Source organism: Rhizobium chutanense (genome assembly GCF_002531935.1).
Classification (GTDB): Bacteria; Pseudomonadota; Alphaproteobacteria; order Rhizobiales; family Rhizobiaceae; genus Rhizobium; species Rhizobium chutanense.
The window spans coordinates 210,550-229,871 of sequence record NZ_NWSV01000003.1 but is presented as its reverse complement, the minus strand read 5'-3'; the positions used below and the strand labels follow the sequence as shown (position 1 = coordinate 229,871).

The 19,322-nt window shown below is 62.1% G+C and carries 16 protein-coding genes; 5 read left to right on the top strand and 11 right to left on the bottom strand.

Going from position 1 to position 19,322, the window contains the following annotated elements; all coding sequences use genetic code 11:
* Positions 1 to 120: 120 nt before the first annotated feature.
* The 3 genes from mltG to gmk are packed head-to-tail and all read left to right on the top strand — an operon-like array spanning position 121 to position 2,910.
* The gene (gene mltG, locus CO666_RS06130) at positions 121 to 1,338 is read left to right on the top strand and encodes an endolytic transglycosylase MltG (RefSeq protein ID WP_097611409.1); all 1,218 of its coding nucleotides are present in this window, start codon (positions 121 to 123) and stop codon (positions 1,336 to 1,338) included.
* Between the two features lie 18 nt (positions 1,339 to 1,356).
* Positions 1,357 to 2,244, top strand: coding sequence for a YicC/YloC family endoribonuclease (locus CO666_RS06125; RefSeq protein WP_097611204.1), 888 nt, complete (start codon positions 1,357 to 1,359; stop codon positions 2,242 to 2,244).
* A 3-nt stretch (positions 2,245 to 2,247) separates the two neighbouring features.
* A complete protein-coding gene (gmk, locus tag CO666_RS06120) occupies positions 2,248 to 2,910 on the top strand; it encodes a guanylate kinase (RefSeq protein WP_085736765.1) in 663 nt (220 codons plus the stop codon).
* 78 nt (positions 2,911 to 2,988) lie between these two features.
* Here the strand turns inward: gmk and CO666_RS06115 are convergent, their stop codons facing one another.
* The 8 genes from CO666_RS06115 to CO666_RS06080 all read right to left on the bottom strand — a co-directional run bounded on the left by CO666_RS06115 (position 2,989) and on the right by CO666_RS06080 (position 12,596).
* On the bottom strand, positions 2,989 to 3,840 hold the full coding sequence (locus CO666_RS06115) for a methylenetetrahydrofolate reductase (protein ID WP_097611203.1): 852 nt from the start codon (positions 3,838 to 3,840) through the stop codon (positions 2,989 to 2,991).
* A 282-nt stretch (positions 3,841 to 4,122) separates the two neighbouring features.
* Entirely contained in the window at positions 4,123 to 4,950 is an 828-nt protein-coding gene (rsmA, locus tag CO666_RS06110; protein WP_097611202.1) for a 16S rRNA (adenine(1518)-N(6)/adenine(1519)-N(6))-dimethyltransferase RsmA, read from the bottom strand.
* Positions 4,950 to 5,978 carry a 4-hydroxythreonine-4-phosphate dehydrogenase PdxA gene (gene pdxA / locus CO666_RS06105; protein WP_097611201.1) on the bottom strand — a complete coding sequence of 343 codons (1,029 nt, stop codon included), beginning with the start codon at positions 5,976 to 5,978 and terminating at the stop codon, positions 4,950 to 4,952. The genes rsmA and pdxA overlap by 1 nt, the downstream gene beginning before the upstream one ends.
* 6 nt (positions 5,979 to 5,984) lie before the next feature.
* A complete protein-coding gene (locus CO666_RS06100; protein WP_097611200.1) occupies positions 5,985 to 6,929 on the bottom strand; it encodes a SurA N-terminal domain-containing protein in 945 nt (314 codons plus the stop codon).
* Positions 6,930 to 7,113: 184 nt separating this feature from the next.
* Entirely contained in the window at positions 7,114 to 9,456 is a 2,343-nt protein-coding gene (locus CO666_RS06095; RefSeq protein ID WP_097611199.1) for an LPS-assembly protein LptD, read from the bottom strand.
* Positions 9,456 to 10,544, bottom strand: a complete 1,089-nt coding sequence (gene lptG, locus CO666_RS06090; RefSeq protein WP_071090205.1) for an LPS export ABC transporter permease LptG — start codon at positions 10,542 to 10,544, stop codon at positions 9,456 to 9,458. The genes CO666_RS06095 and lptG overlap by 1 nt, the downstream gene beginning before the upstream one ends.
* Positions 10,541 to 11,722, bottom strand: a complete 1,182-nt coding sequence (lptF, locus tag CO666_RS06085; protein WP_097611408.1) for an LPS export ABC transporter permease LptF — start codon at positions 11,720 to 11,722, stop codon at positions 10,541 to 10,543. The genes lptG and lptF overlap by 4 nt, the downstream gene beginning before the upstream one ends.
* 100 nt (positions 11,723 to 11,822) lie before the next feature.
* Entirely contained in the window at positions 11,823 to 12,596 is a 774-nt protein-coding gene (locus CO666_RS06080; protein ID WP_097611198.1) for a phosphatase PAP2 family protein, read from the bottom strand.
* 143 nt (positions 12,597 to 12,739) lie between these two features.
* On the opposite strand from CO666_RS06080, the gene CO666_RS06075 reads away from it, so the two are divergent.
* Both CO666_RS06075 and CO666_RS06070 read left to right on the top strand, forming a co-directional pair.
* A complete protein-coding gene (locus CO666_RS06075; RefSeq protein WP_097611197.1) occupies positions 12,740 to 14,230 on the top strand; it encodes a leucyl aminopeptidase in 1,491 nt (496 codons plus the stop codon).
* Positions 14,230 to 14,679, top strand: a complete 450-nt coding sequence (locus CO666_RS06070; protein WP_097611196.1) for a DNA polymerase III subunit chi — start codon at positions 14,230 to 14,232, stop codon at positions 14,677 to 14,679. Before CO666_RS06075 ends, CO666_RS06070 begins: the two co-directional genes overlap by 1 nt.
* Positions 14,680 to 14,777: 98 nt before the next feature.
* Here the strand turns inward: CO666_RS06070 and CO666_RS06065 are convergent, their stop codons facing one another.
* From CO666_RS06065 to CO666_RS06055, 3 genes are all read right to left on the bottom strand, one after another.
* A complete protein-coding gene (locus CO666_RS06065; protein ID WP_097611195.1) occupies positions 14,778 to 15,704 on the bottom strand; it encodes a Gfo/Idh/MocA family protein in 927 nt (308 codons plus the stop codon).
* Positions 15,705 to 15,824: 120 nt separating this feature from the next.
* Positions 15,825 to 17,867: a prolyl oligopeptidase family serine peptidase gene (locus CO666_RS06060; protein WP_097611194.1), complete on the bottom strand. Its 2,043-nt coding sequence runs from the start codon at positions 17,865 to 17,867 to the stop codon at positions 15,825 to 15,827.
* Positions 17,868 to 18,017: 150 nt separating this feature from the next.
* Entirely contained in the window at positions 18,018 to 19,322 is a 1,305-nt protein-coding gene (locus CO666_RS06055; RefSeq protein WP_097611193.1) for an LLM class flavin-dependent oxidoreductase, read from the bottom strand.

The window sequence follows — 19,322 nt, the reverse complement described above, 5'->3', positions numbered from 1 at the left end:
TCGCACGGCGTGCGGGAGCATAACGACCGGCGACGGCGCCGTTGAACGGCGGCAGAACCTGCTTTTGCCGCATTGCTTCGCGAAATAGCGAAGTGAGGGTCAAGTTTTAGAGGATTGCCGGTGAGCGATACGACGAACCAGAGCAACGATACGCAAGGACAGAAGGGACCGATCATCCCGAAGTCGCCGAGCGAAGCCCTGCGTCCGGAGCGCGTTCCGGAACCGCCGAAACGGTCCAAGAAAGCCCGCGGCCAGGTCGTTCTTTTCCTGAACTTCATCATGACGATGGCGGTTCTGGTCTGCGTCGTCGCCATTATCGGCTTCTACTATGCCACATCGACCTATCGGAACCCCGGTCCGCTGCAGACCAACACCAATTTCATCATCCGCAACGGTGCTGGCCTGGCCGAAATCGCCTCGAACCTCGAGCGCAACGCGATCATCAGCGATGCCCGCATCTTCCGCTATCTCACGGCAACACATCTTTCTGCCGGTGAGAGCCTGAAGGCCGGTGAATACGAGATCAAGGCCAGAGCCTCCATGAGCGATATCATGGAGCTTCTGAAATCGGGCAAATCAATTCTCTATTCCGTTTCCTTCCCCGAGGGCCTGACGGTCCGCCAGATGTTCAACCGTATGCTGGAGGATAAGGTGCTGGAAGGCGATCTGCCGGCCGCCCTTCCGGCCGAGGGCAGCCTGCGCCCGGATACCTACAAATTCTCGCGCGGCACCAAGCGCTCGGAAATCATCCAGCAGATGGCGGCGGCCCAGCAGAAGATCGTCGATCAGATCTGGGACAAGCGCGACTCCTCGCTGCCGCTGCGCTCCAAGGAAGAATTCGTGACGCTCGCCTCGATCGTCGAAAAGGAAACCGGCGTTGCCGACGAACGCGCCCATGTCGCTTCCGTTTTCCTCAACCGGCTCGGCAAAGGCATGCGCCTGCAGTCCGATCCGACCATTATTTACGGCCTCTTCGGCGGCGACGGCAAACCGGCCGACCGGCCGATCTACCAATCGGACCTGAAGCGGGACACGCCATACAACACCTATGTCATCAAGGGTCTGCCGCCGACGCCGATCGCCAATCCCGGCAAGGATGCGCTCGAAGCCGTCGCCAATCCCTGGAAGACGCAGGATCTCTATTTCGTTGCCGACGGCACCGGCGGCCATGTCTTCGCAGCCACGCTCGAGGAGCACAATGCCAACGTCAAGCGCTGGCGCAAGCTCGAGGCCGACAAGGGTTCGGACCCGAACATCGCAGTCGACGGCCAGCCGGAAGAGCAGCCGGCCGATAGCGGCGCCACCGTCGTGCCGCCGAAGAAAAAGAAGATCAACTGATAGTTTCTGGAGGCTCGCATGGCTTTGCAGTCCATGACCGGTTTTGCGCGGCGCGAGGGAACGAGCGGCCGCTGGCGCTGGGCATGGGAATTGCGCTCAGTCAACGGCAAGGGCCTTGACCTCAGGCTGCGCCTGCCGCCCGGCCTCGAACGCATGGAGGCAGAGGTGCGCCGCCTCGCCGGCGAAAGTTTCAGCCGCGGCAATCTGCAGGCATCTCTGTCGGTCACCGCCGACGAGAACCGCTTCGAGGCGGTGCTCAACAGGCAGGCGCTCGCCGCCGTGCTTGCCATGCGCGAGCAATTGGACGGTGTCATCGATCCGTCGCCGCTGAAGCTCGATACGCTGCTTCTTGTGCGCGGCATCGTCGAATTCCGCGAAGGGGAGGACGGCGAAGAGGCGCTCGCCGCCCGTGACGCCGATATCGCTGCCGGCCTGATGGCGGCACTTTCCGATCTCAGAGCGATGCGGGAACAGGAAGGCTCGGCGCTGACCCGCATTCTGCACGAGCATGTCACGACGATCGAAGGCCTGACACGGGCGATCGAGGCCGATCCTTCGCGTTCGCCGCAGGAGATCGCTGCGCGGCTTGCCGCGCAGGTTGCCGCGTTGATGGACGGCATGGCCGCCCTCGACCGCGACAGGCTGCATGCCGAAGCCGCATTGCTGGCGACCAAAGCGGATCTGCGCGAGGAAATCGATCGTCTGAAGGCGCATGTCGCCGCGGCGCGCGATCTCCTGGTGAAAGATGGTCCGGCCGGCCGCCGGCTGGACTTCCTTGCACAGGAATTTAACCGCGAATCGAATACCATCTGCTCGAAGTCGAATGCCTCGGCGGTCACCGCTGCCGGCATCGAGTTGAAAGTCGTCATCGACCAGTTCCGCGAGCAGGTCCAGAATTTGGAGTAAGACATGAAACCGGCGAAATCCTCGCCCGTGCAGATCGCCCGCCGCGGTCTGATGCTCGTCATCTCGTCGCCGTCCGGCGCCGGCAAGTCCACCATCGCGCGCACGCTGCTGGAGAAGGATAGGCAAATCGGCCTCTCCGTCAGCGTCACCACGCGCCAGCGCCGCCCGAGCGAAATCGAGGACGTGCATTATCACTTCAAAAGCGTGCGCGAGTTCGAGCGGATGCGCGACAGCGACGCGCTGCTCGAATGGGCCGAGGTGCATGGCAATTTCTACGGCACGCCGCGCGAACCGGTCGAGCAGGCCATGGCCGAAGGCCGTGACATGCTCTTCGATATCGACTGGCAGGGCGCCCAGCAATTGCAGGAGAAGATGTCGGCCGATGTGGTCTCGATCTTCGTGCTGCCGCCGACCATGACCGAGCTGCAGTCGCGGCTGCATCGCCGCGCCGAGGATTCCGAGGAGGTCATCCAGACGCGCCTCGCCAACAGCCGCGCCGAGATCGCCCACTGGCGCGAATACGACTACGTCATCGTCAACGACGATCTCAACGCCGCCTTCGACGCCGTCCAGTCGATCGTCAAAGCCGAACGCCTGCGCCGCGACCGCCGCCACGGCATGTTCGACTTCGTCCGAGAATTGCTGGAAGAGACGCCGTCGCTTTAGCGAGCTGGAACGCCCTCGGCGGCGATTCGCCGGTGTTGGTGGCGAATTGCCGGAGATCGGTCGCTGTCGAGCGCCAGACTACCACGAGCCTCGCTTGCGCAACCATGCCGACGCCTTATCCAGGCCGCCGAAGGGAAAGACGTGGATGTGCGATATCAAGGACTGTTTCGCAAGCGGGTATCGTTCGATAGGCGCCACGAACATCTCTGGCGAGTAACCGGTTGCAAGCGTCAGGAAGTTTCCGGAGTGACGCGTCAGCAGTGACAAAGAGTTGCCGATCCCGCACAGGCTTCCGTACTTGATCAGGGTTGTGATTTTCGCCGGTCCGGCTGCACCGATATGGATCGGAATACCGATGCCAAGGTTTTGGAGACCTTCGGCCCATGCCAAAGTCTTTTCGGCGTCGAATCCAAATTGCGTCACTATCCGCAAGCGTGCGTCGGTGCGCTCGGCGAACTCCCGTTTCTGATGGAGCGCTTTCATCGCGATCGCTTCGGAAAAATCAGGACTCCCTTCCGGATGCCCGGCTATGGCAAGGTCGGTAATCCCGAAGCGATCAAGAAGCCCGGTCTCAAGGAGGTCCATCGAGGATTCAAACGGCCCGGTTGGAGATTTGACGCCGCCTGCGATCACGAGGACGTCGGTGACACCAGCCTCTTCTGCAAGCCGTCCAATACGCTGCTCCAGAGCCGTCCACGAAGCGATCCTTCTCGCCGCCAGGTGCGGCACCGGAATACAGCCTGCGTCTCGCAGCCGGCGGGCGGCGGTCAGCATCTGTGCATCCGCCTCGTCCGATCCGATATCCGTCAGGTAGACCCGAACGCCTGCCGGCAACAGAGTTGCAATCTCGCTCACCATCGGAACCTGCTTCGGCAACATCTCGATCGAAGCGGGAAGCACTGGAGTTTCAGTCAAAACTTGTCCGGTCATTTCTGTACTCACGAAGAGAGGCCGCGGCCGCGATGTTCCGGACAATGGCGGGGTTTTACGAGCAGCGCAGTGGTTGCCGCGCCATATTATCGCCCGGTTGCGCAGTCGGCTTGTGCTAATCTCGTGGAGCGCGTGTTTCGCCATCGGCGCGCTCAAGGAGCAAGGTGCCCTGATGTGTAGCGCGGCCTGATCTCTTCGTTCTGACACTGGCCTAAGCGGGCCTGCTGCCTGGCCGTGTCTGGTCGGTGTGACGTCCCGCTGCGCGCTGTTGCTGCGATCGCCTTAAAGGGTGTTCGCCAACAGGCAGAATTCCTCGACCGACAGGGTCTCCGCCCGACGCGCCGGATCGATCCCGGCCTTGACGAGCAGGCTCTCGCCGCCGAGCGGTTTCAGGCTCTGGCGCAGCATCTTGCGGCGCTGGCCGAAGGCCGCCTGCGTCACCTTTTCCAGATTGCCGACAGTGCAGGGGATCGGGTTTTCCCGGGGTGTCAGATGCACCACCGTCGACGTCACCTTCGGCGGCGGCGTGAAGGCCTGCGGCGGCACGTCGAAGGCCATCCGTGCCTCCGTCCGCCAGCCGCAGAGCACGCCGAGACGGCCATAATGGTCGTCGTCTTCACCAGCGACGATACGCTCGCCAACTTCCTTCTGGAACATCAGCGTCAGCGACTGCCAGAATGGCGGCCAGGCCTTCGGCAGCAGCCAGTTGACCAAAAGCTGCGTGCCGACATTGTAAGGCAGATTGGCAATGATCTTGACCGGTCCATCAGGCGCCAGCGTCTCGAAATCCGTCTTCAGCGCATCGCCTTCGATAACCTCCAGCCGGCCGGGATAATGATCGGCGATTTCGGCGAGCGCCGGCAGGCAGCGGGCATCCCGCTCGACGGCGATGACCTTCCGGGCGCCGAGCGCCAGGATTGCCCGCGTCAGCCCGCCGGGGCCGGGGCCGACTTCGAAGATCGTCGCCTCTTCGAGCGGACCGGCCGTACGGGCGATCTTCTGGGTCAGGTTGAGGTCGAGCAGGAAGTTCTGCCCGAGCGCCTTGCGCGCATCGAGGCCGTGACGCTGGATGACGTCGCGAAGCGGCGGCAAGCCATCGAGTGCAGCCATCAGCGACGGCTTTCCTGAATGCGGCCGAGCTGGGCCGCAAGCTTCAGCGCCGCAACGAGGCTCTGCTCGCGCGCCAGCCCCTTGCCGGCAATGCCGAAAGCGGTGCCGTGATCGGGCGAGGTGCGCACGAAGGGAAGCCCGAGCGTGACGTTGACGCTGTCGTCGAAACCGAGTGCTTTAGCCGGGATCAGCGCCTGGTCGTGATACATGCAGACGGCGGCGTCGTATCGGGCTCGCGCCTCGTCATGGAACATGGTGTCGGCGGGCAGGGGGCCGATCGCATCGATGCCCTCGTCGCGCAGGTGCTCGATCGCCGGGCGGATGACATCCTCGTCCTCCTTGCCGATCGTTCCGTCTTCGCCAGCATGCGGGTTAAGGCCGGCGACAGCCAGCCGCGGCGCCGCGATGCCGAAGCGCTGCCTTAAATCTTCATGGGCGATCCGGCAGGTCTCCATGATCAGTTCGCTGGTCAGCGCCTGCGGCACGTCTCGGATCGGAATGTGGATGGTGACCGGAATGGCCCGCAGCTTCGGTCCCGACAACATCATCACCGGCGTCACCGGCCGGCCGGTCGCTCTCGTGGCGAGATCGGCGAGAAATTCGGTGTGGCCGGGGAACCGGAAGCCTGCTTCGTAGAGCACCGACTTGGCGATCGGGTTGGTGACGACCGCCAGCGCTTCGCCGTCGATGACGAGCGACACGGCTTTCTCGATCGCCGCGATCGTGCCTTTCGCCGTTGCCGCATGCGGCTCGCCGGCAACCACTTCGATACCGGCAGGCACCGGCATGACGGGCAGCGCATCGGCAAACATGCCGGCGGCCTCGCTTGCTCTATCGGTCTCGCGGATCAAAACCGCCAGGTTGAGCTGGCGCGCTCTCAACGCCAATACGCCGGGATCGCCGATCAGGAAGAAAGGCGGCAGCCCGAGTTCGCGCCGCCGCAGCCAGGCCATCAGCGTAATATCCGGCCCGATGCCGGCGGGGTCGCCCTGGCTCAGCGCAAGCGGTCGCGAAAACGGTATCGTCATCGCAGCTCAACGATAGGCGATCTGCGCCTTCTTGCGCAGTTCATCCAGGTACTTCTTGCTGTTTTCGTTTTCCGGGCTGGCGTCCTTGCTGCCCTTGGACTTGCCAAGGTCTTCCTGGCGGAAGACCATTTCGGCCGCCTGGTCGTCGGAAACCTGGCGCTGGCTGCAGATTGCCAGATATTCGACGCCCTTGTCGGTGACGCGGGTCCCTGTCGTATTGCCTTTGGCCTGTTCGACCAGCGGCTTCCAATCCGGCGGGATTTCGGGGGCGAGCATGCGGCCGAGATCGCGCACGGAAACGTCGCGCATCGTCGCGGCAAAGACCTTCGATTGATCGCAGCCCGGAAACTTCGAGCGCGATGCCTCGGCTTCGCCCTTGCGCTTGCCGGTGATGGCGTTGCGCTTGGCTTGCGGAATGACGAAGATGATCTGCTGCAGCATATATTCGGTCGTCACCGGCTTCTGCTTGTTGTTCTGCATCATCCGCGAGACGAGGTCATAGTTCGACAGCCGCGAGGTCGAACCGTAGCGCGCGTTGACCACGCGCGGCCAGCTCATCTGCACGGCGATGAAACCCTTGAAATGGTCGACCCCGACGCCGGCGCGATCGAGAATCTGCGACATCTGCTCGACGGAAAGCTTGTTGCCGGCCGAAAAGCGCGCGAAAGACGCATCGACGTCCTGCTGCGAGACCGACATATGAACGCGGGCGACCTCCTGCCGCTTGAGCGACTCGTCGATCAATTGCTCCTCGGCAGCCTTGGCGTCGGCCTTGGTATGCTGCAGCCGCAGGAAGGCCTGGCGCTTGGCGACATCGCCGCTGGTGATGGCCGTGCCGTTCACCACGGCCTTGACCTCGCTTGCCGCAAGCGCTGGAGCGGCAACACCCGTCAGCAAGGCAAGCGCCGCCCCGGCGAGCAACGTGGTTATGGCTTTTTTCGCGTCAATCATCCGTTGACCTCCCGATAGCGTCGCGAGCCGTTGTTCGCGGCGTTTTTATCACAGTGCGAGACAGGCGGACATCGCTTCCGTCACGGCGCGAAACCCCTATGCCTCAGATATCGACTGGCGGCAATGTCCTGCACAGGCTTACGGCGAAAGAATGGCTTCAGGCCATGTTTGCGCCGCCTGCCCGTCATTGCACGGTGTCGGTGCCGATCTTGATATCGCCGAGCGTGCGGAAGGTCAGCCGTGCGCCGATCGTCCAGTCACTTGCCGTTTCGTCGTCGGAGTCCCTTGTATCCGTATAGGCGATCGTGAAGATCGTGCATTCGTCTTCGTAGGTGAGACCGAGCGTCCGGCGGCTGAGCACGTCATTGTTCAGATCCCAGGCGATGCCGCCGAAGATCGACCAATAATCCTTGAACTTGATTTTACTGTTGGTCTGGATCTCGTCGTTGTCCTCGGCAAAGCCATATGCCGGCTGGGCGCTGAGATGGGTGTAGGTCACCTGCGTCTGGAAGGTGTCGTTCTGGTAGGCCGTCGTCAGGTCGCCGCGGCGGAACTCGAAATCCTTCTCGTCGAGACGATAGGAGGCCGTCACCGAAACGCCGTAGGGTGTCTCGACGCCACCGAGGCCGACATAATCGGAGCGCGTGGTTTCAAGGCCGGAATCGGCGCCGACATTGACGAGGTCGTCGGTCGCAAACGAGTTCTGGCCGGCAATCTGATAGGATTGGCCGAAGATGCCGTGCAGCTTGTAGCCGCTGTCGAACGTGCCGGTGTACTGGACGCCGACATTGGCGCGGGTGCCGCCTTCGACGCGGTCGTAGCCCGAGAATTTATCGCGGTCGAACAGCGACGTGGCGTCGAAGACGAAGCTCTGCGCATCCTCATTCGGCAGGCGGCCGGCGAGCTGCTCGTCGGGGCGGGCATAGATCTGCGCGATCGGCTCGAGGATATGGGTGCTGTTATCGGTCGTCATCAGGATCGGATAACGCATCTCCAGCCCGGCCGTGAACATCGAGCGGGTAGCGGAATTGTCGTCGAGATAATTGCCGGCATAGGGAACGCCGTTGGCATTGACCGGACTGTCCATGTTAAGCGCGAAGGCATCGCCGCGCGCGGCCAGCAGTGGCGTGATCACCAGGCCGGTCGGTGTGACATAGGTGCGCTTCCACTCCAATTCGCCGGTCAGCCGCGAGGTCTGGCCCTTCAGGCCGCGAAAGCGGTCGAAGCCGTCGACGGTGTAGAAGTCGTCATGGGTGCGCGAAATATTGGTCAGGTTGACGTCGGCCGAAAGCTCGCCGCCTGCCAGCGGCTGCGGTGCCACATAGTGATAGTCGAGCGACGGATAGACGATCGCCTGCTGCTTTTCGGCCGTGTTCGTGCGGTCGGCATCCTGGACGTCGAAATAGAACGCCCGCATGTCGAAATAATTGCGTTTCCCAAGCCCGGTCAGGTAGATCTGGTTGGTGTGATCCGTGCCGGTCAGGTCCCGCAGCTTGTAGGTCTTCGAGAAATTGTTGTCGCTCTGCACCATGACGTCCCAGCCGAACGTCCAGCGCGGATTGATGCGGAATTCGGCCTTCGACGCCACCATGCCACGCCGGCTGGCTTCGGCATCGCTGGTGCCCGAGCTGAAATTGTCCGGCTTTGCCTGGTCGATCCCGGCGACGCGCAGGATATGCGTACCGTTTTCGAAGCGCTGGCGGAATTCGCCTTCGACGAGGAAGCCCTGGGCGGTGTAGCCGGTGGTGGTGACCGTCGCGTCCATGCTCGGCGAGATCACATAATAATAAGGAATGGAAAGTCCGAATCCGAGATTCTGCGACAGGCTCATCGTCGGGAAGAGAAAGCCCGACTTGCGCTTCACCGTATTGTCGGGAACCTCGATGAACGGCAGGAAGGCGATCGGATAGCCGAGCAGCTCGAAGCGCGCACTTTCCAGACGGATCGTGTGCGTCACGCCGTTCTGGATCACGCGCTTGGCCTTGACCTGCCAGAATGGCGCGCGCTTCGGATCTTCGGCGCAGGGAAGGCAGGCGGTGTAGACGCCCTTGTTGAGAATCATCTTCGTGCCGCCGACGCGCTCGCCGCTTTCGGCGACGATACGCGTATTGTCGGTGGTTTCGATGCGCAGCGAGTTGAGGAAACCGTCGGAAAAATTGTCGGTCACGTCAAGGTTGTCGGCATAGATGCGGTTGCCGTCGGGACTGACCATCTCGACATTGCCGAGCGCCATCATCCGGCCGGTCTTCTGATTGTACTCGACCTTCTGCGCGACCATTTTGTAGCCGCCATAATTGATCTGCACGCCGCCGACCGCCGACACCAGGTCGGCGTCACGGTTATAGACGAGTTCATTGGCCGAAAGCAGAAGCTTGGCCCCTTCAGGAATCTTCTTCTCTATGTTTTGTTCGGGCGCGCTGGCCTGGCCGTAGGAGGCCGGAGCGCTGCCGAAATAGGAACATGAAGCCGCACCGACAAGCAGGGCAACCAACTGTTTACTAAAATACTTGCGGTCGCCTGCCGCCACTAGCCGTCCTCCTGATGAAGCAGAATAGTCGCACCCAAGGCCAGCGCAACGACCACCGGTATCCACGTCGCCACGAAGGGGGGCACGACTCCACTGCTTCCGAATGCCTTTACAAGCACGGTGATGACATAAAGCACGAAGCCCGAAAGGATGCCACCCAGAATCACGGAGCGGGATTGGTTGAACCGGCTAAATTTTAGGGACACTGTTGCAGCAATGAAAGTCATCGCCACCAGCAGCAATGGCTGGGACAACAAGGAGTTGAATTGCGTCTCCAGCGCCTTGGTCGAGATGCCGAAGGATTTGGCCGCGGCAATGCGGTTGGAAAGGTCAAAGAAACCAATTGTTTCCGGCGCCGTCAGCCGCTCCTGGACGAAGTCCTGTTTCAGATTGGTGCGAAGTTGAACCGAAGCTTTACGCACGGGGATTTCGCCAGGCTTGCGCTCGACAACGTTGTTAAGTTGCCAGTAACCATCTTCCAATTTCGCCGTCGCGGCATCCTGTCTCAGAATGACCTGACCGCTTGAATCGAAATGGATCAGCACGGCGTCGATCAGCTTGGTTCCGTTCTCCTGAACCGTATGGGCGCCGATGATGACATCGTCCCGGCCGCTGATCTGGCGCAGCCACGGAATCTGCGGCGCCTTGCGCAGAACCGCGTTCTCGCCGCGCCAATCGGATTCGACGAGCAGCGCCTGGCGCTGTCCCCAGGCGGCAAGCGGGTTGAGCGCCGTCATTGTCAGTATGCCGAGCAGCAGCGAACCGGCGATGAAGGGGGACATGAACTGCCAGACCGAAATGCCGGCTGCGCGCGTGACGACGAGCTCATATTTGCGGTTGAGCCCGATCAGCACCGTCATGCCGACGAACAGCGCGATGAAGGGCACGGTCTGCTGCAGGATGAGCGGCAGGCGCACGGCGGTCATCAGGATGCCGCCGCCGATCGTATAGCCGGGCAGGCCGGACATGCGGCCCGCCGTCTCGCTGAAGTCGAGAAGGAAGGAAATCGCCGAGACGCCGATCAGGAACCAGCCCATCGTCACCAGGTAGCGGCGAAAGAAATAACGCGACAATGTCCCGAACATCATTGGGCGGCATCCCTGCCGGTCCTGCCGGTGGCTGCAAGCAGCCTTTCCTGCATCCGTCTCCAGAAAGTCGACATCCGGTCACGAACGAAGGAAGGCATGGCCAGTCGTTTGTGCAGGCCGAGGAAGACGATCGAGACGATGCTGCTGACGATCGGTAGGGCATAAAGAACGACAATATATTCAGGGTCGGTATCGATCTGATTGGCCGCATAGAAAGCCGCCCATCTGAGCGCGAAGGCGTAGGCGAGCGCGCTCACCATCGGATGCAGCCGCGCTTCGCGGTGCGAGCGCGCATCGCCGGCGATCGCCAGCGAAAATAGCGCAAAGACGACGGGCAGAATCCAGTCCGTCAGCCGGCGATGCAGTTCGGCGCGGTAGCTCTGCGGCCGGATCGTATAGTCCTTGTCGGCCGGATCCGGATTGATCAGGAACCACAGGTCACGGTCGCTGGCGCGCAGCGTCGCCTGGCCGCGATTTTCGGTCATGTCCGAGAGGTCGAAGGAGTAGGAATCGAAATTGATCACCGAGACGTTGCCATCAGGCGTTTTGCGGTGCACTTCGCCCTGATGCATGATCAGCGTCGTGCCGGTATCGTCGACGGCGCCTTCCTTCGCATAATAGATCAGCTCGTAGGCCGGGTCGCGCTCGTCGGCGACGAAAAGGCCCTTCAGCATGCGGCCGGCCATCCGCTTCGAGATCTGCACATAAAGGCCTTCATCCAGCTTGCGGAAGGTCTTCTCTTCGATCACCGAGGAGAGCAGGTCGGCATAGGTCTCGGCGATCATCTGGCGCACGACGGTCTTTGCGCGCGGCTCGACGACGTTGTCGACGAAGAAGGAAAACACGCTGACGACGGCGGCAAGCAGCAGGATCGGGCGGATCAGCACGCTGCGCCGCGCTCCCGCCGCGTCGATGACGGTGAGTTCGGAATCGTTGTTCATCGTCGTCAGCGTCTGAGTGATCGCGATAACGAGGGCAAAGGGCAGCACGACGGGAATGATCGACGGCAGGATCATCGTCGCGAGCTTGGCGAACGAGCCGATCGACTGGCCGCTGTCGGTGACCAGGTTGATGCGCTGCAGAACCTGTGTCGTCCAAATGATCGCCAGAACGGGCAGGAGCGCCACGAGAAACATCTGGCCGACGCGCCGCAATATGTATGTCTCGAGTAGTTTCATGCCTGCCCTTGAAAGCACCTGCACGCCCAAACGGCTTTGCAGGAGAATCCCTCTACGCTCTTTGTCGCGCTTTTGCGACAAGCTGGTGTCAAAAATTCATTCAAATTTCAGAATTTTTTCGATGCTGTTGCGACTCAGTTAATGCCAGCAACGCGGCGAAGACGACAAGCGACGAAAGCCATCCGAGAACGACGTCGGAAAGGTAATGCGCGCCGAAGGATAGCCGCATCGCCGGGGTAAGGATCGAAATCGCCGCGACGGGGGCTGCCACTGCATAGCGAAGGGATTTGGGAACGAACAGCAGAAGGCAGAAGAGCCAGCCGGCGCTCGCTGCCTCGCCTGAGATGAACGAGCAGTTCGAGATGCATTTTCCGGCAAGCGAACCTGCCTCGACGAAATGCAGCGTACCGCCGAAAATATCCGTCTGTATCGGCCGCGGCCGGCCCCAATGTTCTTTCAGGATAACATTGACGAGCAGCACCGGCCCGATCAGCAGCGTTCCGAGCGAGACTTTCAGCTTGTTTGCCCGCTCGGCGTTGAAGGTGGCGCCATGCTGCTGGTAACATTCGATGAGTTTCCACGCCATGACGATCGCGACGACATAGGGCAGGCGGAAGAAGATGGTGCGCAGCAGGTCGAAATTTCCGGAATCGCGATAGGGAAAGCCGCCGCAGATGCTTCCGGGGGCCGCCGTCGCGTCGCAACCCGTGGCCAGGAAAAAAAGCTGGGAAAAATAGATGTCTATCGCAGGGAAGGCGCGAAAGACGGCAAGCAGCGCCCACCAGGTCCAGAACAGCAGCATGAATGCGCCGAAAGTCGTTTTCGGCAGGCGGATTGTCAGGCTCCGCCACGGATTTTTCGGAAAAACGGTCAACGCGAATATCTACGAAACTGACGAAAACATGAGGGCCGTGATGGCCGCGGGCGACCATAACAATTGTCGCCGGCCATTGACAGACCCGCCAAACGCGAAATTATCCGCCAGGGACGGATTTCGAGAATCCCAGCGGAGAAGACATGTCAGCAAAGTTCGAAATTTCATTCGCAAAGTCGGCAAAGCTCAGTGGCGGCCTGGCGATCTTGTTGAAGACCGCAGACGCCGACAGCCCTGCGGGCGCCGACACAGTCGATCCGGCCGGCGTGATCGCCAAGGCTGCCAGGATCGCCCGATTCTCCGCGAAATCCATGAGCGCGCTCGATATTGTCGCCCCGGAAGGCGCCTCCGTCGAGCGCATCGTCGTCATCGGGCTTGGCAAGGCCGCCGGCCTCACGCCCCATGATTGGCTGAAGGCCGGCGGCGCTGCGGCGGCGAAAATCAAGAATACCGACAAGGCCGCCGTCTTCATCGACGTGCCCGGCCTCGAGACGAGCGCGCGGGCAGCCGCCGATTTCGCCCTCGGCCTGCTGCTGCGCGCCTATAGCTTCGATACCTACAAAACGAAGAAGGGTGACGACGAGGAGAAGCCGACGAAATCCGTCAAGGTGACGGTCGTCACCGCCGATCCTGCCGGCGCCAAGACGGCATTTGCCGATTCCGAAGCGGTCGCCGCCGGCGTCAATCTTGCCCGCGACCTCGTCAACGAGCCGCCGAACGTGCTTGGCCCGGTCGAGTTCGCCGCCAAGGCGAAGGAACTGGAAAAGCTCGGCGTCGAAGTGGAGATCCTGACCGAGAAGGAGATGCGCCGGCTTGGCATGGGCGCGCTTCTCGGCGTTGCCCAGGGCTCCGTGCGTCCGCCGCGCCTGGCGGTCATGCAGTGGAAGGGCGGCAAGGCCAAGGATCGCCCCATCGCCTTCATCGGCAAGGGCGTCGTTTTCGATACCGGCGGCATTTCGATCAAGCCGGCCGCCGGCATGGAGGACATGAAGGGCGATATGGGCGGGGCCGCAGCCGTCACCGGCCTTATGCATGTGCTCGCCTCCCGCAAGGCCGCCGTCAACGCCGTCGGCATTATCGGCCTCGTCGAGAACATGCCTGACGGCAACGCCCAGCGTCCGGGCGATATCGTCACCTCGATGTCCGGCCAGACGATCGAGGTGATCAATACCGATGCCGAAGGCCGCCTCGTGCTCTGCGATGCCCTCTGGTACTGCAACGATCGTTTCAATCCGCAGTTCATGATCAATCTCGCCACTCTGACCGGTGCAATCGTCGTGGCGCTCGGCAACGTGCATGCCGGCCTGTTCTCCAATGACGATCAGCTTTCCGCCCGGCTGACGGCAGCCGGCCTTTCCACCAACGAGAAGCTCTGGCGCATGCCGCTCGGCAAGGACTACGACAAGCTGATCGACAGCAAGTTCGCCGACATGAAGAACACCGGCGGCCGGCAGGCTGGCTCGATCACCGCGGCGCATTTCCTCAAGCGCTTCGTACAGGATACGCCCTGGGCGCACCTCGATATCGCCGGCACGGCGATGGGCTCGCCGCAGGATGAGATCAACCAGTCCTGGGGTTCCGGTTTCGGCGTGCGCCTGCTCGACGAACTCGTTCGCACCCATTATGAAGCCTGATGACGGACGTTCTCTTCTATCATCTGACCGAAACCAGGCTGGAAGACGCGCTTCCGCCGCTGATCGACAAAAGCGTCGAGCGCGGCTGGCGCGTTGCCGTTCAGACGCGTGAGCCGGCGCGGCGCGATGCTCTCGACGCGCATCTTTGGACTTTCCGCGAGGAGAGCTTCCTGCCGCACGGCATCGATGAGGGCGATTTCGCCGAAAGCCAGCCGGTGCTTTTGACCGTGACGTCAGGCAATGCCAATGCGGCGACCGTGCGTTTCATCATCGACGGCGCCGAGCCGCCGGCGGTCGAGGCCTATGAGCGTATCGTCTTCATGTTCGATGGTCACGACCAGGAGCAGTTGGAGACAGCCCGCGCGCAGTGGAAGAAGCTGAAAGGCGAGGGGCATAACCTCACCTATTGGCAGCAGACCACGGAAGGGCGGTGGGAGAAGAAGGCCTGACGTCGCTTCTCGGGCCACACCGATAACGGCATGCATAAAACAAGGAGCCAAGGGCGTCGTATCGATCAAGTTTCGATGCGACGCCCTTAGCGTTTCGGTCAGTCGTGGAACGCCTCGACGAACTTGCGCTTGCCGAGCATGAAGGCGTCGGCGACGTGGCGCAGCGGCGCGAGATCGACATCCGATTTGCCGGCCTTGATGATTTCGGCGAAGCGATGGTAGAGCGAGGGATATTCCTGTTCCGGCTCGGCGAAGGTCAGTGTGCCGTCGACCGAAAGCTTGGCGCCGCCTTCGGCAAGAACCATCTGGCCGGCCGCCGTTTCCGCAACGATGTCCCAGCTCTGCTTGCCGGTCTGGCGCCAGTCGAATTCGGCATGAACGGGCAGGCCGCCGGCATCCTGGAAGCGAATGTCGGCAGCGATGGGCGCATCGCGGTTTTCAGGGAATTCGAGCACGGCTCCCGTGATGAAGATCTGCCGTGGCAGGATGTGGGTGACGATCGAAAGGGCGTTGATGCCGGGATCGAAAACGCCGAGACCGCCGGCCTGCCAGATCCAGTCCTGGTTCGGATGCCAGTGGCGGACATCTTCCTTCCAGATCACGTGCACGCTTTTGATCGTCGTGGAGGCAAGAAACGCCTTGGCAGCTTCGACGGCCGGCGCATAACGCGAATGCCAGCTGGCAAAGAGCGAGGCGCCCTGTTTGCTCGCAAGCGCCTCGAGATCGGCCACTTCGCTCAGCGTTGCGCCGGGCGGCTTTTCCAGGAAGACATGCTTGCCGGCGACGAGCGCCTTATAGGCGGCCTCGTAGCGATATTGCGGCGGCATGCACAGCGAGACGGCATCGATGGAAGGCTCGGCGTCGAGCATCGCCTCGATCGTCGTATAGCTGTTGATGCCTTCGACGGTGCCGTGGCGGCTCGCCGTAGCGACGAGCTTGAAATCCGGGTTCTTGGCGATGGCAGGAAGGTGCTGGTCGCGGACGATCTTGCCGACGCCGACGATGGCGAGGTTGATTGGAGACATGGTTTCGCTCGAGCCTGTGAAAAGTATGATTTATTGCGCTTCTTTTAGCAGAAAGGAGAGCGTCGACAAGCTCTCCCCTTCATTCTCTTCTATCCTACCGCATGATGGCCCATCTACCTCCTACCTCATGATAGTTTGGCGAAGGAAGCTGTAACCCATCGCCGCGCGGGCGGCGCGCTCTTCGGAATTGCCGTCGCCGCCATGCCCGCCGGAGCCGAATTCATGGAAGAGCGGCCGGTGTCCTGCCTCCTCCAGCCGCGCGGCAAAGCGGCGCGCATGCGAGGGATGCACACGGTCGTCATTGGCGGAGCTTTCGATATAGATCGGCGGATAGGCAAGCTCCGTTGCCGGCCTGACATTGTGAAGCGGCGAATAACCGAGCATGAAATCCCGGTCTTCCGGCATCTCCGGATCGCCGTATTCGTCCATCCAGGCCTGTCCTGCGCTGAACAGGTGGAAGCGTGTCATATCGAGCACCGGCACCTGGCACCAGACGGCGCCGAAATCCTGTGGGTAACGCGTCAGCATCACCCCGGTCAGCAGGCCGCCATTGCTGCCGCCCTGGCAGGCGATCCGTGACGGCACGGTATAGCCGCGGGCAACGAGATCGCGGGCGATGGCGACGAAATCGGCAAACGCCCGGTCTCGCCCCTGCCGCTTGGCGCTGCGATACCAGTCGGGCCCGAATTCGCCGCCGCCGCGGATATAGGCCTGCACATAGGCGCCGCCTTGCTCGAGCCAGCGCCCTGTCACGCCGGAATAGGTCGGCGATAGCGAGACATCGAAGCCGCCATAGCCGTAAAGCAGCACCGGCAACGCCCCCTTGGTCCAGTGCTTCGGCAAGACCAGCCGGTAGGGCACTTTTGTTCCGTCTTCCGAGACAGCTTCCAGCAGTTCGGATGACATATCGGTCGCATCGAAATAGCGCGGTGCAGCCGCGACGAAAATCGGTCCGGGCTCTGTGCTGCGATCCGACAGTTCCAGCCGGTAGCAGGCCGGTGGCTGCAGGAAGCCCTGGCCGACGATGTAGAGCGTATCGTCGCCGAGGTGCAGATCCGCGTGCAGCGGCCTGAAATAAGCCGTCTGCATGTCGGCCGGCAGCGCGATCTCGCGCTGTTCGGCATCGGGCTTGCTCAGGTCCAGCACCAGGAGGCGCGGCCGCAGCCGGTCGGAAATGATGAAGACGCACCACTGGCGCATCAGCATCATCTGCGAGATCGACTGGCCCTCGCCAGGCTGAAACAGGATCCGCTCCGGCCCGAGCACTGAAGTCTCAGAGGTGGGGTCGAAGCGCTGCAGCACGAGGCTGCCGGTGGCGACGCGCTCATCGGTCTTCGCCCGCCAAAGGCAATGATCGTGATTGAACTGGAAGTCCGCCTCCTCAGGCAGATCGATGCGCCGCCGTGCGCCGTCGTTGCCGATCAGGAACGCGCTCGAAACGCCGATCTCGTGGGCGGCGACGAAAATGTCGATCAGTCCGGCGTCCGCCGAAGCGCCCGACAGAACAGGGTCGATGACGAGATTGAAACCGTAGACGTCCTCGTCGGCGGCCTCGAACATGATGGCGGCCTCTTCCGGCCGCTGCCCGCGCTTCAATCGCCGCCCGACGCGCGGCCATCCCGAGCGGGTTGCCGAATATCGGTCGATGGAGCCGAAATAGCAGATCTCGTCGCGGCTCAGCCAATTGGCGTGCGAGCGCGCCGCAGGCGTATCGAAACCGCCCTCGACGATCTCCTTCCTCTCGGCGTCGAATTCGAGCAGCCGGAGAAGGTCGGAGCCGCCGTCCGAAAGCGTGAGAAGCACCCGCGTCGGCTCCCACGGGCAGGTGACGACGCCGCGCCAGTTCCAGCGCTTGCCTTCGCCGGCGCAGAAGGCGTCGAGATCGAACACCGGCTCCCATTGGGCGTCCGGCAACGGCTCCTGGTCCGCCGGCAGACGGAGCCAGAGGCCGAGCGGATTGTCCTTGCTCTGGCGGAAATCGAACAGCCACTCGCCTCGGCGCATCGGGACGATCAGCCTGTCCTGCCGCTCGATCAGCGCCTTGATCGCATCGCGATCCTCGGCAAATTGCGGTGTTCTCAATGCCGCGTCGGAAAGCGCGTTGTGTTCCTCGATGAACTTGCGGGTACGGAGATCGTCGTCCGTTTCGAGGTGAAGATTCATGTCCGACCTGCCTGGTTCCGTTGACGTCGCATAACTAACGCATCGGTTCGAAAATCGAAATCGATTTCGGGTGGACGCGTAGATTCAAGTCTCGCGGCGTCCTTTGGGCGCCTGACGGATGCACGGCGATTTGGCCAATATGTCCGACGATTAGGATGAAGATAGTGCCGGCCGCGCGAGGCCGAGATGTTCGCGCAGGGTCGAACCATTGTACTCGGTGCGGAACAGGCCGCGCTCCTGCAGGATCGGCACGACCATCTGCGTGAAGTCTTCCAGCCCTTCGGGAAAAAACGGCGGCATGACGTTGAAGCCGTCGGCGGCATGGCTTTCGAACCATTGCTGCATCCGGTCGGCGATCTCGGTCGGTGTGCCAAGCACGATATGGTGGCCGCGGCCGGCGGCAACGCGCAGCGCCAACTGGCGGATGGTCAGATTCTCGCGCCTTGCAAGCGCGGTCAGCAATTCGGCGCGGCTGCGCAACTGGTCGGAGATCGGAAGGTCCGGCAGAGGGCCGCCGATGTCGTAATCGGCAAGGCTGTGGCCAATGCGTTCTTCCAGAAGCGGCATCGCGCTCCTGGTATCCGTCCACTTGTCGAGCTCTGCAAGCTTGTCCGCGGCCTCCCTGGACGTACGGCCGATCACCGGCAGGAAGCCGGGCATGACGGCGAGGTCGTCCGGCTGGCGCCCGAAGCGGACGGCGCGTTCCTTGACGCTCTTGTAGAAGGCCTGCGCCTCCTCGCGGCTTTGCTGCGCGGTGAACACCACGTCGGCGGTGCGGGCGGCAAGATCCTGGCCGGGGCCGGATGAACCCGCCTGGATCAGGATCGGATGGCCCTGCGGTGCGCGCGGAATGTTCAACGGCCCCTTGACCGAGAAGTACTTGCCCTTGTGGTCGAGCACATGGATCTTGGCGGGGTCGGCATAGATGCCGCTCTGCTTGTTCTTGATGAAGGCGTCGTCGTCCCAACTGTCCCAGAGACCGCGCACCACGTCGACGAATTCCTCGGCCACGGCGTAACGCTCGTCATGCTCGGGATGCGCCTTGGAGAAATTGTTCGCCGTGCGGGCATAGGATGTCGTGACCACGTTCCAGGCGGCGCGGCCGTGGCTCAGATGGTCGATCGAGGCGAAGGCGCGGGCGGTGTGATAGGGTTCGCCATAGGTTGTGGATGCGGTTGCCGCCAGGCCGATCTTGTCGGTCACAACGGCCAGCGCGGAAAGCAATGTCAAAGGTTCGAAGCGGGCGATCGTCGAGGGATGCGCATCGACGCCGCTGGTCAATCCGTCGGCCAAAAAGACCATGTCGAATTTCGCTGCTTCGGCGATCCGGGACACGCGTCTCAGCAAGTCGAAATTCTCGCTTCCCGCCTCGGCGTGAGGATGGCGCCAGCCGGATACGTGGTGGCCGGCTCCCTGCAGGAACAGGCCCAGATGGATTTCTCTTTTGCGGGTCAT

Excerpts from the sequence above, each read along its gene's own strand:
- CO666_RS06115 (WP_097611203.1), bottom strand. The coding sequence starts at position 3,840 with ATGACCGGACAAGTTTTGACTGAAACTCCAGTGCTTCCCGCTTCGATC.
- CO666_RS06055 (WP_097611193.1), bottom strand. The coding sequence starts at position 19,322 with ATGACCCGCAAAAGAGAAATCCATCTGGGCCTGTTCCTGCAGGGAGCC.
- CO666_RS06100 (WP_097611200.1), bottom strand. The coding sequence starts at position 6,929 with ATGATTGACGCGAAAAAAGCCATAACCACGTTGCTCGCCGGGGCGGCG.
- CO666_RS06070 (WP_097611196.1), top strand. The coding sequence starts at position 14,230 with ATGACGGACGTTCTCTTCTATCATCTGACCGAAACCAGGCTGGAAGAC.
- gmk (WP_085736765.1), top strand. The coding sequence starts at position 2,248 with ATGAAACCGGCGAAATCCTCGCCCGTGCAGATCGCCCGCCGCGGTCTG.
- pdxA (WP_097611201.1), bottom strand. The coding sequence starts at position 5,978 with ATGACGATACCGTTTTCGCGACCGCTTGCGCTGAGCCAGGGCGACCCC.
- lptG (WP_071090205.1), bottom strand. The coding sequence starts at position 10,544 with ATGATGTTCGGGACATTGTCGCGTTATTTCTTTCGCCGCTACCTGGTG.
- lptF (WP_097611408.1), bottom strand. The coding sequence starts at position 11,722 with ATGAAACTACTCGAGACATACATATTGCGGCGCGTCGGCCAGATGTTT.
- CO666_RS06125 (WP_097611204.1), top strand. The coding sequence starts at position 1,357 with ATGGCTTTGCAGTCCATGACCGGTTTTGCGCGGCGCGAGGGAACGAGC.
- CO666_RS06075 (WP_097611197.1), top strand. The coding sequence starts at position 12,740 with ATGTCAGCAAAGTTCGAAATTTCATTCGCAAAGTCGGCAAAGCTCAGT.
- rsmA (WP_097611202.1), bottom strand. The coding sequence starts at position 4,950 with ATGGCTGCACTCGATGGCTTGCCGCCGCTTCGCGACGTCATCCAGCGT.
- CO666_RS06065 (WP_097611195.1), bottom strand. The coding sequence starts at position 15,704 with ATGTCTCCAATCAACCTCGCCATCGTCGGCGTCGGCAAGATCGTCCGC.
- CO666_RS06060 (WP_097611194.1), bottom strand. The coding sequence starts at position 17,867 with ATGAATCTTCACCTCGAAACGGACGACGATCTCCGTACCCGCAAGTTC.